Origin of the sequence: Stenotrophomonas sp. PS02301 (assembly GCF_029959485.1) — a bacterium.
Classification (GTDB): Bacteria; Pseudomonadota; Gammaproteobacteria; order Xanthomonadales; family Xanthomonadaceae; genus Stenotrophomonas; species Stenotrophomonas maltophilia_Z.
This window is the reverse complement of sequence record NZ_JASCOO010000042.1, coordinates 1-12,687: the sequence shown is the minus strand read 5'-3', so window position 1 is coordinate 12,687 and position 12,687 is coordinate 1. Positions and strand designations below refer to the sequence as shown.

Sequence of the window (12,687 nt, the reverse complement as noted above, 5' to 3'; positions counted from 1 at the left end):
AACAGGGGGGGCTGACCAGAGCATCTCCGGAAACCCGTGACGGGGTTGTCGTGAAGGGACGCAGCGTTGTTCCGTCAACGCTGCACCGCCCCTTGGGATAGGGATGCCGATGACGGGCTCGGACCCCTCAGACCGCATTTCGAGATGTCCGACGTCCGCCTTAGTCGCCATCTATCGCATAAGCGGCGTGCACCAAGGCTAAGTGACTCAGGCCCTGCGGCGTATTGCCCAGCCCTTCATCGGCTTGGGGATCCCACATCTCTGGCATAAGGCCCACGTCGTTCTGGACGCGGGCCAGCAACGATCCGAACAAGCGATCCGCTTCTTCTGCCTCCCCCAGCAGGCCGTAGGCTTCCACCATCCAAAACGCGCAACTGATGAACGTGCCTTCGCAGTCCTGCATGCCGCTGTAGCGCCACAGCAGATCCCCGCTTTCATCCGACAGTTCGCACCGAATGGCCTCCCGAGTAGCGATGAAACGCTCCCGGCGCAGTTCGCCCAAGCCGAAGCGCGAAGCGAGCATCAGGCTCGCGTCCAGCCGGTCGCTGCCGGCATGCATCACGTAGCTCTGCTTTGCCTTATCCCAGCAGTGCTCGTCGATCCAGTCCAGGATGCGCTCTTTCTCGCGCTGCCAGCGCGGCAGACGGGCAGTGGTGATGTGGCCAGCCTCGGCGAGTTCGCAGGCTCGGCGGAGCGCCATCCAGCATTCCACCTTGGACATCGTGTAGTGCTGCGCGTCGCCCAGTTCCCAGAAGCCGCTGTCCTTGCGCATCCAGTTGTCGGCGCATTCGTCAGCCAGTTCGAACAAGAGCCGGGCAGTTGTGGGGTCGAGGATGTGGCCGGCTTCGATCATCCGGCTGGCCATTTCCAATACGTCGCCGTAGGCGCAGGTCTGCAACTGCTCAGAGGCCGCATTACCCACGCGCACTGGTTGGCTGTTGCGGTAGCCCGGCACATCGATACAGCGTTCCTCTTCGACCCGCTCGCCGCGAAGGGTGTAGCACGGCGCAAGCCCGGGACGGTGGCGACCGATGGTGGTCATCAGCCAGCTGAAGCCGGCCTTGGCGTCGGGCAGGGCACCCACGCGCAGGAAGGTCTTGATGACGTATGCGGCATCGCGAACCCAGGCGTAGCGGTAGTCCCAGTTCTTGTCGCCGCCGATGCGCTCGGGCAACGAAGCGCTCACCGCTGCGGCGATGGCCCCGGTGGGCGCGAACCAAAGGAATTTGAGCGCCAGCGCCGATCGGATGACTTCAGCGCGGCGGCTTGCGTCGCAGTGCAGGTCGTCCACCCACTGGCGCCACTCCCGATCGGAGCGGTCGATGCGGGTATCGATATCCACTAAAGGCGGAACTGGGAGCACTTCGTCCTGAGAGGCGAGCAGAGCGATGATCTCCTTGTCGCCGGTCCGAAGGGTCACGGTGCCGCGGAGTTCCCGGTCATCGCAATTGCCGATCTGCACGCGTTCGGAATAGCGCAGCATCGTCATCACGGGGCCGGCGTGATGCACGCATCCGTTTGGGGTATCGCTCATCCAGGGCGTGCAGGCCCCAGCCCGGGTGCCCGGCTGGTAGAGCAGATCGAAGGTGACCTCTCCCTCCAAGCCTTCCAGCCGGCGGCCCAGCTCGGACCAAGGCAGCCGCCCGGCCGGGCCGCTGTTGAGCGACTCGGTCACCTGGGCCAGGCCGGTGTCGGTGCGGACGTGCGTTTCCAACACGTTGCTGTTGTCGCGGTAGCGCCGCTGCACCTGCTGAACGTCGCGGGCTTGGAGCACAAAACGACCGCCGGCCGGGGCATCGAGCAGGCGGTCGAGCAAGGGCGGTGCGTCCATGCACGGGGCGCACCACCAGTCGATGCTGCCATCCGGCGCGATGAGCGCACTGGAGCGCCCATCGCCAATGGCGGCGTAGGAGTGGATGGGCGCATACCCGTCCGCGTCGCGCTCGGCAGGCACGCTATCGGCATCGCTGGAGCCAGCGGTCACGGCAGCAGCATGCCGCCGGTGGCGCCGATCACCTCGCCGGTGATGTAGCTCGACTCCTGGGTGGCCAGCAGGACGTAGGCCGACGCCATTTCCACCGGCTGGCCCGCACGCTTCAGCGGCGTCTGCGAGCCGAACTCCGGGATAGCCTCGGGCGGCTGTCCGCCTGCAGGCTGCAAGGGCGTCCAGATCGGACCCGGAGCGACCGCGTTCACGCGGATGCCGCGCTGGGCCACCTGCTGGGCCAGGGCCTTGGTAAAGTTCACAATGGCCGCCTTGGTGGGAGCGTAGTCCAGCAGGTTGGGCGAGGGCTGATAAGCCTGGATGGACGCGGTGTTGATGATGGTGGCGCCGGCCGGCAGATGCGGCAGGGCAGCCTTGCACACCCAGAACAGCGCGTGCACGTTGGTGCGGAAGGTGGCGTCGAATTGCTCGGAGGTGAGGTCTTCGATCTTTTCCACGGCCAACTGTTTGCCGGCGATGTTGGCGACCACGTCCAGCCCGCCCAGGCCCTTGACCGCCTGCGCCACCAAGTCGCCGCAGAACTGCTCGTCCTGGAGGTCACCCGGGATGGCGATCGCCTTGCGGCCTTCGGCTTCAATCAGCGCCACCACTTCGGCAGCGTCGTCTTCTTCTTCGGGCAGGTAGTTCAGCGCCACGTCGGCGCCTTCGCGCGCGAAGGCAATGGCCACCGCGCGGCCGATGCCGGAATCGGCGCCGGTCACCAGCGCCTTGCGACCCTTCATGCGCCCCAGGCCTACGTAGCTTTTCTCGCCATGGTCGGCCGCCGGCTTGAGCTCATGAACAGTGCCGGGCGGGGTTTGAACCTGGGCCGGGTAGGTCGGCTGTGGGAACTGGGTCAGCGGGTTCTGCATGTCGTATTGGTTGCGGGACGTCATTGGAATCCTTGGGGGAGGAGGGAGATACAGGCCTTACAGGGTGACCGCGCCGCCGGAGACGGTAAGCAGTGCGCCGGAGGTGTAGCTCGCGCTGTCGGCAGCGAGCATCACATAGGCCGAGGCGAGCTCTGCCGGCTGGCCGGGACGACCGAACGGGGTCTGGCTGCCGAACTGCTCAACTTCCTCTGCGGCCATGCCGGCGGGAATGAAAGGCGTCCAGATCGGGCCGGGCAATACTGCGTTGACACGGATGCCCTTCTCGGCGAGAAGACCGGCCAGGCCGATGGTGAGGTTGGCCACCGCGCCCTTGGTGGCCGAGTAAGGCAGGATGTTGGGCGTGGGCTTCTTGGAGTTCACGGAGGCGGTATTGATGACCGAGCCGCCGTCCTGCAGGTGCGGCACGCACAAACGGGTCAGGTTGAAGACGGCATGCACATTGGTATCGAACGTCTTTCGCCAGTCGTCCAACGTGATGTCATCAAAGGATTCGTAGTAGCGCTGATACGCGGCGTTGTTGACCAGAATGTCCAGGCCCCCGAGTTCGCGAGTGACCTGCTCGATGAGCGCTTCAGCCTGGGCGTCGTCGCTGATGTCGCAGGGGCACAGGACGGCCTTCTGGCCCGCCTCTTCTATGAGGACCCCAATGCTGGCGGCATCCTTCTCCTCGCCCTCAAGGAACGCGATCGCCACATCGGCGCCTTCCCGGGCGTAGGCAATGGCTACTGCCGCACCAATACCGCTGTCGCCGCCGGTAATCAGCGCTTTCTTGCCTTTCAGCATGCCGTGACCAACGTAGCTTTCCTCACCGTGGTCTGGCCGAGGATCGAGCTTGTCGGTCTTGCCGGGAAACGACTGCTGCTGCGCCTTGAACGGCGGCCGGGGATAGTTGGGCACGGGCATTTGCTGAGCCTCTATTGGGTTGAGGAAGGTCAGTGTGCGGACGCCTTGGTAAACGTCGCGGCCCAGTGGTGTCGATGCGATGTGCAGGGGTCGGATCGACCGGAGGGTCAGAGCGGGTAGGCGATGGTCGTCATGATGCTGTTCTCGGCTTGGCGTGAATCAAGCCGGGTGTGCTGGACGACGACCGGAACATCGGATTCGATGACGCACGAAAAACCCACGCCACGGGGCACCGGGGCAGGCACCTCGAGATCGTTGAAGCGCTTGTGACACGTGCGCCGGGCGGGGACGGTGAAGCGGTAAGGGCCCTGCGGGTCGCGATCCTCGAAATACAGCGTCAGGGTGATCGCCGCATCGGTGGAACCGGTGTTGAGGATGCAGCAGGTCTCGTGGCTTTGCAGCTCTGGTTCCGGCCCGTTGCTCCACGCAGGGATGTAGCCCTCGGCGATAGCCCAGCACCGCCGACCGAGGGACGTCGGCTCATTGAGGTTCATCCGCGACGTCCCCTTGGCTTGGCGCCCCCGGCAGCCCATTGTGTGATGAGGGCAGCACTGCCGACGGCAATGGCGTCTTCCACGGCGCCGGTGCTGCTTTGACCGTAGCGGGCGATCGCCCGCATGCGCAGGTTGAAGGTCACGTAGGCCATACCAACGGCGGCGCCTGCACCCAGAAGCGCGCCCAGCTTTCGCTGCCGATGGGGAGCGAGCGCTGCGCCTGCAATCATCCCGGTAGCGACGCGCGCAACCATGCCTGCCGGAACGATGCGGTCGGGGGCCGTTTTCATCTTGTCACCAACGAGCTCACCGCCTGCCAACGCGAGCATCCCTGCGGAAGCGAGCTTGTTGGCCAGAAGGCGAGGGGCACCGTTATCGGCCGGCAAGTTACCGCTCCGCGCGGCGTTGGTCACCGCGGCCAAGGGGGTCATCGCGCGCATTCCTGCGACGGCTCCCATCAAAATCGAATGGATCAAGGCCATCTGGCTCTCCTGAATAGGGCGGAATCGCCGGAGCCGGCCCTCAGGGCTTTGCCGGACGCTCGTAATCTTCCGGTTTGGCGGTGTGCTCCGCCTCAGGCATGTCCTTGTCTTTCCACGTGGCGTCATCGTTCCGGAGCTTGTCCGGGGTGTGCGCTTTATCCTGGTCATCCACGTCGGCGCCGGGATTAAGGGGCAGTTTGCTCATGGGTCGCTCCGTGTTGGTGTCAACCTCTATGCTGCTCCCGCCGCCATGAGAACGGCGTTTGGGCGGACTCCACATTTTCACGACGCCGCGGTCACCGTCTGGCTACGTTGACGCGGGTATCTGTTCGTCGCAACGGGCGGAGGACCTTACGATGCATGGACCGACCAGGGAGGGCCTGCGGTGATCGCAGTGATAGTTCCGGCCCACAATGAGGCAGCAGACATTGGCCGCTGCCTGGAATCAATCACCGTGGCCGCCAGGCATCCTGGACTTCGAGGCGAGCCCGTAGTGGCAGTCGTGGCGCTCGATGCCTGCACCGATAAAACGCCAGACGTATGTTTGCACCACGGTGCCGTGGCCATCTCGATTGAGGCACGGTGCGTGGGCGTGGCACGTGCGGCGGCTGCCAGCCATGCCCTTGGCTTGGGTGCGCGCTGGATAGCCAGCACTGACGCCGATACGCACGTCCCGTTTGACTGGCTCTGGAAACAAGCAAGCTGTGGGGCCGATGCGTTTTGCGGCGTAGTGGAGGTGCGTGACTGGCTTGATTACCCGGCTGCCGTGCGCCAAGCATTCGCTAGGCGCGAGCATGCGCGCGAAGGCCATCGCCATATCCACGGTGCCAACATGGGTGTCAGTGCTGCGGCCTATCGGGAGGTGGGCGGCTTCTCACCGCTGTTCACGGGGGAGGATGTGGCGCTGGCTCAGGCGCTTCAGCGCTCGGGGGCCAGCATCGCTTGGCGAGCTCGACCAGTCGTCACCACGAGTGCCCGCCGGTCAGCCAGGGCACCTCACGGGTTCAGTGGCTTCCTGCGTGCCTTGGAACGCGAAGTGCTCGAAGCGGGTGGGGCGTTGTTACCATCGCGGGAACTGGTGCGATGACGCTGAGGCCAGAGGAAGTCCAGACCCCAGGTGGATGGCTCCGCTGCCCGGTCGCCGTATGCGGGGACAATGTCCGGTGCTTTCCAAGCTCCCGGCAGTCCGGGGGTGCATGGTCTCGCGTGACCATCTTGGGCGAGGGGCATTCGTCCACAAGGTGGAAAAGCGGGACGAGGGCAAAGTTGGAGCATCTACGAATAGCCCCAAGTTGCACGTGGGAGCAGGGATGCTCATGTGCGCCCTGAATCGCCATAGCTGCACTAGGGCCTGAGCCTACTCACCAGGTGCAGAAGCTCTTTGACACTGAACGGTTTGGTGACAAATGGCGCGCCCTGATGCCGCTTCGGAACCGCTTGAAAGTAGACAGCGGAAGCGAATAAGAACGGGATTCCACGAGCCGCCATTTGATCTGCAACAGGGAACACCGGCCCGTCTCGCAGCTCAACGTCCAAAATGGCCGCATCAACGGTGTGGCTGGCAAGGGAGCTTAGCGCATCGGCAACAGAATACGCAGGCACGACCCGAAATCCCGCATCGCCTAAAGCCTCGACAAAAAGCCTGGAGAGCTCGATCTCGTCCTCGACTACCAAAATGACACTGCCTGATTCAGATTCAGCCGGACGGGTCATGAACTAATGAAGTTGCGGAGAGAATCGAATCGTCCTCTTCGACGTGTCAACGTCGAGCCAAGGGCTTTTGGCTCTGCGTTGACATGCACGCGCCGATAGGCGATGGATTCGTGGCTCAATTCAATTGTTCGTGGATCGCAGTGATGAGCTGTTTGAAGCGGTAAGGCTTCGGCAGAAAACGCACGGACGCAGGAATGGGGGGGAGCTGGGAGCGCTGGAGCCCGGACACCACCAACACACGGGCGCCGGGCTGCGTTTCGGCGACCGCAGCCGCCACCTCAAGGCCTGAAACACCACCCGGCATGCTGACATCCGTAACCACCACGGCGTATTGCGTTTCACCCCTCAACTGGGCGATCGCTTCTATTCCATCGGATGCGGGGGTGACCGCGAAACCCTGATCGGACAACGCTTGGGTCACCACCGAGCGCAAATCGGCTTCGTCTTCAACGAACAGCAAATTAATGGGCATATCAAGGCTCGTGGATAGGAAAGCAAAGCACAATGCGGGTCCCTTTTCCCGGAACGCTGCTCAGTTGGGGAAAGCCGCCTGATTGTTTCGTGAAACCAAACACCTGGCTAAGCCCTAGACCGCTGCCCCGTCCCACGGGCTTTGTGGTGAAAAATGGTTCGAACACGCGTGCCTGCTGGGCGATTGGAATGCCCTCACCATCATCCGCAACGGTCACGCAGACGTGAGGCGCAGGGGCGTGACCCTCTGAGGCAGGATCGAGGGTCTCCTTGGCGCTGGCTGAGATGGTGATAGTGCCGCCGTCGGGCATCGCATCGCGGCTGTTGCACACGAGGTTTAGGACCGCTGCCTCAAGTTGTGCCTTGTCGACGAATACCAAGGGGAGATGCTGGTCGAGGTCGAAGGTCACCTCGACCCCGTCTCCCGCCGAACGCTGCAAGAGTTCATGGGATTCTCGCAGCGCGGCGGCGACATTCAAGGGTTCGGGAGACAGCTTCTGGCCTCGGCCAAACGTCAGTAGTTGTCGCGAGAGCAGCGCCCCACGCTCCGCCGCCCGTAGGGCCGTCTCTATCAGCTTCGACGCAGGGCCGTCCTTAACCCTCAAGCTGATGAGGTCAAGGCAGTTGACAATGATGGTCAGGAGGTTATTGAAGTCATGGGCCAATCCAAGGGTCAGCTTGCCGATGGCTTCCATTTTCTGTGCTTGCAGCAGGCTGTGCTGGACCTTTTCTAGCCGCTCTTGAGCGTCATGACGCTCAGTGATGTCTCTGGTCACTTTGGCGTATCCCACCAACGTGCCGTCGACCCAGATGGGATCGATCACTACGCTTGCCAAGAAGCGTGAACCGTCTTGCCGGACCCGCCACCCCTCCTCGATACACCGTCCCTCCGCGGCTGCTGTCCGCAGGTTGCGCTGAGGCACGCCCGCAGCGGCATCCTCGGGGAGGTAGAACCGGGAGAAATTTGTTCCAATGACATCTTGGGCGGTGTAGCCCTTGATCCGCTGCCCGCCCGGGTTCCAAGTCCGAATTACGCCATGCTCGTCAAGCATGTAAATTGCATAGTCAGTGACGGAGTTGACCAAGAGGGCGAACTGTCGGGACTCGTCATTCAACACGTCTTTGGGGTGTTCCAACTGTGTCACGTCCATCTCCCCGGCATCGCGTCACCCTAAGGGATGGTTTGTAAAGAAATCGTAAAAATGCGTGCTCCCGTGCTCGCTTTGATGTGGCCTTTACACACTGATGCTGCGTCATGGTCACACTGTATCTGCATGGATAGAACGCGACACGCGGGAGGGTGGCCGTATGGCAGACGGAATGGGAGCAGTGAGTGTATTCCTGGTAGAGGATGAGCCGAGCTTGATGTATGTGCTTGAGGAGTCGATCAAGACCCTTGGTTACGCGGTCGTTGAGAAGGCGGAGTACCTGCCGGACGCTCTGGAGCGCGCGAAAAGTGTCGCGTTCGATGTGGCAATGCTGGACGTCAATCTGCATGGGCAAGAGTCCTTCCCTGTTGCAGACGTTCTGATGGAGCGGGGAATCCCGTTTGTCTTTACAACGGGGTTTGGTAAAACCACTTTGCCTGAGCGCTTCAAGCGCGCCCCGCTGATGGAGAAGCCGTTTCGTCTCAAAGACATCCATCGCGCGATCACTGAGCTTCAAGGGAAGCTGTCGGCTTGACCGGGTCTTTATAACTTCGCCTGGTCTTCACCCAAACATCGCCTCCCGGCGATGCCTCGCTGGATAGGGTGCGTTCTCCCTTGTCCAACCAGGAGATTTCCATGGCCGAACCCAAAGAGAACCTGCTTGACTGGCTGCGCGACGCCCATGCAATGGAGCAGCAGGCGGAGACGATGTTGAAGGGGCAGGCGTCCCGTATTGAGCACTATCCCGTGCTGAAGGCGCGGATCGAAGAGCACATCCAAGAGACGATCGGACAACGAGAGCTGCTCGAGGGCTGCATCAAGCGCCTCGGCGGCTCTCCATCCACCATCAAAGACGTGATGGGAAAAATGGCCGCATTCGGCCAGGCGCTGGGTGGGATGACCGCATCCGACGAGATCGTGAAAGGCGCGATGGCCGGCTACGTGTTCGAGCACTTTGAAATTGCCTCATACACCGCTTTGATCGCAGCGGCCAAGACCGCCGGTGACCCGGAAACCGCACGCGTGTGTCAGGAAATTCTGGTCCAGGAAGAGGCGATGGCATACTGGCTTGCAACGCATTTGCCGGAAGTTACCGAAGAGTTCCTGGTGCGCGATGCCGCCCCCGGTGTTGAGGCAAAGAAGTAAAGTCCCGCTCATCATTGCCGACGCCCCGTCGGAGGGGTTTCACTCTCCGACGGGGCGACGAGGACGCCCGGTTTATCTTGTCCGCCGATAGCTCAAGCATCGACGGAGTTCACCCAGGGCCGGCAAGACCACCAGAAGCATCGCGGGCACAAGCGCAAAGGCCCATAAGGCGGCTGGCGCCGGGTCAAACGCCACGACTGGTCCGACATGGGTGCTGGGCAGTGACCAGTAAACGGCACCTACCGCGACCCACGGCGCTAAGTCCAGAATACTGTGAACGTGCTGCTCCAAGGGGCGAATCGCGCGCTTGGGATAGGCCACCCGCGTGTCCCAATAGCCTGTTATTGCGTGCAGGCACACCAGTGCCAAGAGGATGGCGAAAAGCCCATGCGAGGCTCCGAATCCCAGCCAAAGAACCGTCGCCAGCCCGAGGATCGCAATCTGAGCCAAGTGCAGCCTTGACTCCGGAATGCCCGAGGTGGATTCGATACTGCTGGCCCTGTGCAGCCAGAAATCCATGGCGCCCGCAACCAACCAAAGGACATATAGGACATGCCAGGCCGTTACGTCCATGGCGGGATCGGGCTTTCGATGTTGAAGGTCCGGCTGCGTCTAAAGCTCATAGCGATTCCTCCTGACAGGTCAAGCATCGGTTGGTCCGGAAATTCTAGAAAAGCCGCTCGCACGACGATGTGTTTTCGGCACGAGGGACTTACCCGTTCCGCTTGACGGGCCTGAGATTCCCTCGGTTTGACGGACCCTTGACGCCACGCTGACACGCCGTGCCGTCTGGGGAGCGGATATTCGTCTTCAACCTTGTCAGGAGAAACGTATGAGTGCTTATCCACAATTTACGGCAGCAACGCCGCGGGTAACTCGGATGGAGATGGCTGATCTGTACGTGGGCGATGACACCACCGTGGTCCAGCTGGACGCGCTCCCCTGCGAGGCCTGGATCAAGAACCTCCGAGAATTGGTGAGTCAGTGCTCAGAGCTCGCCGGAGCAAAGGTGGAGGTGGAGGGCTCGTGGGTCCACTTCATCGGAGTACGGAAGGCTTTTGGCCCTGTTGCGCCCCGCGTATTGGAAGTCATCGCAGCCGCAGGCGAGATGGCCTATGCCCCCCACACCGTTCGGCCGTCATTGTTTACCTCGGCCGCGGACTTAGCGATGCAGTGACACGGCGCCAGTGACGCCGACCGCCCAAATGCTTCCAAGGGCGCTCACGGGATGACCATGGCTGATGACAAGAGACTGGACACGGTATCGATTCCCTGCGCGGTGTCATCCAGCCGGAATAACTCAACTAGACTCTAGTACCCCCGGGGGAGATCGAAGGTGCAGAGGGTTCAGATGAGCGAGCGCATGACCCTCAGCCATGCCACCCATGCCACCCAATGCGATGGCGCTCCACACAGGCGGCCAGTTCCCGGCGGACTACCTGGGATCCGCTCGTGGCCAGAAGTGGACCTTGGCCCCACGGATAGCACAAGGGACCTGCTATCCAATTTTATCGCTTTAGTGACGAGGCAACAGGCGCCCCTATTTGGATGCACCCTTGGTCACTCGCCGCGCCTGTCTCAAGTGTCGGGGCGTCCGCTGGCCAAAATGGGGTGCAGGCTCGGTCTTAGCTTTCTCGCTCAACGGGATCGGTTAGGGATGTTTATCAGGGGTGGGGAAGTGCGGCTTCCGACCCGTAGCAGACTCTGCGGAGGCACGCACAGCCCCTATAGTTGAATTCGGAGCAACCATGATTCTCGCTTCGACAGTCGTGGGGCAGTGATCCGGATTTGGCGCTCGAGCCTGCATCTATTTCGAGCCATCGCTCATTTAGATTGGGTGCGTCGCGCCGATATAAACACGATACTGAATTCTTGATAGGTCGGTAAGGGCATAGTGCTCGACGGTATCGCGATAGCCCTGTCGGCTACAAGGCGTGATTTTTTCTACGAAATGCATTTTCATATTCACCAAACCCTAGGCGCAGTCGCTGGATAACGCTCAATGTCACGTGCAGATTTGTCCGACCAGCTCATTCACTTCACGCAGGGCCCTTCCCCGGAAGCCGCCTACGAACGGCTCTGCACGATCCTGGCCGACGGCCGCCTACGAGGCAGCGATCGGTTGATCCTCAATCGCTACCGCTGCGTATGCTTCACCGAGGCGCCACTGGCCGCGCTCACCGAAGGCCTCGTCAACCGATGGGATTACGGACGCTACGCGCCGTTCGGACTGATGTTCGACAAGCGCTGGCTCTACGCACAATGTGCGCGTCCGGTGATCTACCAGCCGCTGGCTGAGGCCCGCGACTTGCCCCCGAGCCATCAGTGGCGACATATGACCTACGAGCCCACTGCCAACGAGCCGGTAGACTTCACGTGGGAGCGGGAATGGCGCCTGCACGCCGATGCGCTGGCCTTTGACTCCTCGTGTGCCGGTGTCGTCGTGCCCGACACGGACTGGGCGACGCGGATGCTTGCCGAACACGAACTCACGCAAGATTGGAACGTGGTGGCTTACAGCCAGATTATGGAGTCGTCGCTAGCCGAGCAGTACCGCGAGCCGTTTCGCTGGACCATCACTGCACTGCGCGAGGCGTGATGTTGCGTCTGCCAACCAATCACAAAACTCATTCAACCATCCAGGACCGCGATTAGGAGACAGCCCCTTGCCCTCACTCGACCGCCACATCGCCGGCTGCTTGTACTGCGGGCGTCTTGATCATCGCGAAATTTGCAGGGCGTGACCAGCAGATCTGTGCATCGCTGTTCTCATGGATCAATGATGGATCGCACAATTTCAACGATGACCTCTACGTTGTGGCGGACGAAGCTACGGTCGGTCGGTAGCTGTCGGTGTTCAAGCGGATTTTCGAAGAGACCCAGCACGGCGGCACTACCAGATGATGATGGGTCCAGAGGACTCCGCAGCGGCACTCGATGAGGATGCCGCCGTTGCAGGCGCAGGCGCTGGTGAGGCTGGCCGCGGTGCGCCCACCTGAAGAAGCGCAAGGCCGCCGTGGCCACTGATCGAGCAGGCGGTGTCGAAGGAGCGGCTCGGTTCGGTGGGCGTGGCTGGACGGCAGTCGGGACCGGCAGCCCTGAGCGGGTTCTGTTGGGCTGAGCAAAATAAGGGGGCGGAGCGGCTGCCAATGACGGAGGGCAGGACCGTCCCCGACAAGGCGAACGTGGATGACGACGATCCGTGCGACGCCCAGGATAGAGGGGGCAAGTCGACCCCCTTCACTTTTGGGGTTCCCGCTCCCCGGGGTCTTCCACTAGGCACGGGCGGCAGGGGGAAGGACCCATCCGGCCCCGCGTGGGACGTCTGGACGAGGGGGGGGCGCCGGCTGATCTGCCCCGGCAATGGGGGCCGAGGTTGCGGCCGGCCTCGCGTCGCCGCGCCCCCCGCCCCCGGGGGGGGGGAGGGTTAGGGGGCGGGGCTTAGGTTAGCGG

Annotated in this window: 15 protein-coding genes; 5 read left to right on the top strand and 10 right to left on the bottom strand. The window is 62.2% G+C overall.

Annotated elements, in window-relative coordinates:
• Positions 1-160: 160 nt before the first annotated feature.
• The 6 genes from QMX81_RS11785 to QMX81_RS11760 all read right to left on the bottom strand — a co-directional run bounded on the left by QMX81_RS11785 (position 161) and on the right by QMX81_RS11760 (position 4,961).
• Positions 161-1,984: a glycoside hydrolase family 15 protein gene (locus tag QMX81_RS11785; RefSeq protein ID WP_282261703.1), complete on the bottom strand. Its 1,824-nt coding sequence runs from the start codon at positions 1,982-1,984 to the stop codon at positions 161-163.
• Positions 1,981-2,880, bottom strand: coding sequence for an SDR family oxidoreductase (locus QMX81_RS11780; RefSeq protein WP_282261702.1), 900 nt, complete (start codon positions 2,878-2,880; stop codon positions 1,981-1,983). Before QMX81_RS11780 ends, QMX81_RS11785 begins: the two co-directional genes overlap by 4 nt.
• A gap of 33 nt (positions 2,881-2,913) precedes the next feature.
• A complete protein-coding gene (locus tag QMX81_RS11775) occupies positions 2,914-3,780 on the bottom strand; it encodes an SDR family oxidoreductase (RefSeq protein WP_282261701.1) in 867 nt (288 codons plus the stop codon).
• 107 nt (positions 3,781-3,887) lie between these two features.
• The gene (locus tag QMX81_RS11770) at positions 3,888-4,274 is read right to left on the bottom strand and encodes a sensory rhodopsin transducer (RefSeq protein ID WP_282261700.1); all 387 of its coding nucleotides are present in this window, start codon (positions 4,272-4,274) and stop codon (positions 3,888-3,890) included.
• The gene (locus QMX81_RS11765; protein WP_282261699.1) at positions 4,271-4,756 is read right to left on the bottom strand and encodes a DUF4126 domain-containing protein; all 486 of its coding nucleotides are present in this window, start codon (positions 4,754-4,756) and stop codon (positions 4,271-4,273) included. The genes QMX81_RS11770 and QMX81_RS11765 overlap by 4 nt, the downstream gene beginning before the upstream one ends.
• A 40-nt stretch (positions 4,757-4,796) precedes the next feature.
• The gene (locus QMX81_RS11760; protein ID WP_282261698.1) at positions 4,797-4,961 is read right to left on the bottom strand and encodes a hypothetical protein; all 165 of its coding nucleotides are present in this window, start codon (positions 4,959-4,961) and stop codon (positions 4,797-4,799) included.
• 180 nt (positions 4,962-5,141) lie between these two features.
• Between QMX81_RS11760 and QMX81_RS11755 the strand changes: the two genes are divergently transcribed.
• Positions 5,142-5,843, top strand: a complete 702-nt coding sequence (locus QMX81_RS11755) for a glycosyltransferase (RefSeq protein WP_282261697.1) — start codon at positions 5,142-5,144, stop codon at positions 5,841-5,843.
• 257 nt (positions 5,844-6,100) lie between these two features.
• Here the strand turns inward: QMX81_RS11755 and QMX81_RS11750 are convergent, their stop codons facing one another.
• The 3 genes from QMX81_RS11750 to QMX81_RS11740 form a co-directional block, all read right to left on the bottom strand.
• Positions 6,101-6,469 carry a response regulator gene (locus QMX81_RS11750; RefSeq protein ID WP_282261695.1) on the bottom strand — a complete coding sequence of 123 codons (369 nt, stop codon included), beginning with the start codon at positions 6,467-6,469 and terminating at the stop codon, positions 6,101-6,103.
• A gap of 115 nt (positions 6,470-6,584) precedes the next feature.
• Positions 6,585-6,941 carry a response regulator gene (locus tag QMX81_RS11745; protein ID WP_282261692.1) on the bottom strand — a complete coding sequence of 119 codons (357 nt, stop codon included), beginning with the start codon at positions 6,939-6,941 and terminating at the stop codon, positions 6,585-6,587.
• Between the two features lies 1 nt (position 6,942).
• Entirely contained in the window at positions 6,943-8,091 is a 1,149-nt protein-coding gene (locus tag QMX81_RS11740; RefSeq protein WP_282261690.1) for a PAS domain-containing sensor histidine kinase, read from the bottom strand.
• A 178-nt stretch (positions 8,092-8,269) separates the two neighbouring features.
• Here QMX81_RS11740 and QMX81_RS11735 point away from each other — a divergent pair, with 178 nt between their 5' ends.
• Together QMX81_RS11735 and QMX81_RS11730 are read left to right on the top strand one after the other, a co-directional pair.
• Complete coding sequence (locus QMX81_RS11735; RefSeq protein WP_282261689.1) at positions 8,270-8,623, top strand: response regulator; 354 nt, start codon at positions 8,270-8,272, stop codon at positions 8,621-8,623.
• Positions 8,624-8,724: 101 nt separating this feature from the next.
• On the top strand, positions 8,725-9,234 hold the full coding sequence (locus tag QMX81_RS11730; protein ID WP_282261687.1) for a ferritin-like domain-containing protein: 510 nt from the start codon (positions 8,725-8,727) through the stop codon (positions 9,232-9,234).
• Positions 9,235-9,306: 72 nt separating this feature from the next.
• Here the strand turns inward: QMX81_RS11730 and QMX81_RS11725 are convergent, their stop codons facing one another.
• The gene (locus QMX81_RS11725) at positions 9,307-9,753 is read right to left on the bottom strand and encodes a hypothetical protein (protein WP_282261682.1); all 447 of its coding nucleotides are present in this window, start codon (positions 9,751-9,753) and stop codon (positions 9,307-9,309) included.
• A gap of 313 nt (positions 9,754-10,066) precedes the next feature.
• On the opposite strand from QMX81_RS11725, the gene QMX81_RS11720 reads away from it, so the two are divergent.
• Both QMX81_RS11720 and QMX81_RS11715 read left to right on the top strand, forming a co-directional pair.
• On the top strand, positions 10,067-10,411 hold the full coding sequence (locus QMX81_RS11720) for a hypothetical protein (protein WP_282261680.1): 345 nt from the start codon (positions 10,067-10,069) through the stop codon (positions 10,409-10,411).
• 825 nt (positions 10,412-11,236) lie between these two features.
• Positions 11,237-11,833, top strand: coding sequence for a hypothetical protein (locus tag QMX81_RS11715; protein ID WP_282261679.1), 597 nt, complete (start codon positions 11,237-11,239; stop codon positions 11,831-11,833).
• Positions 11,834-12,687: the final 854 nt, after the last annotated feature.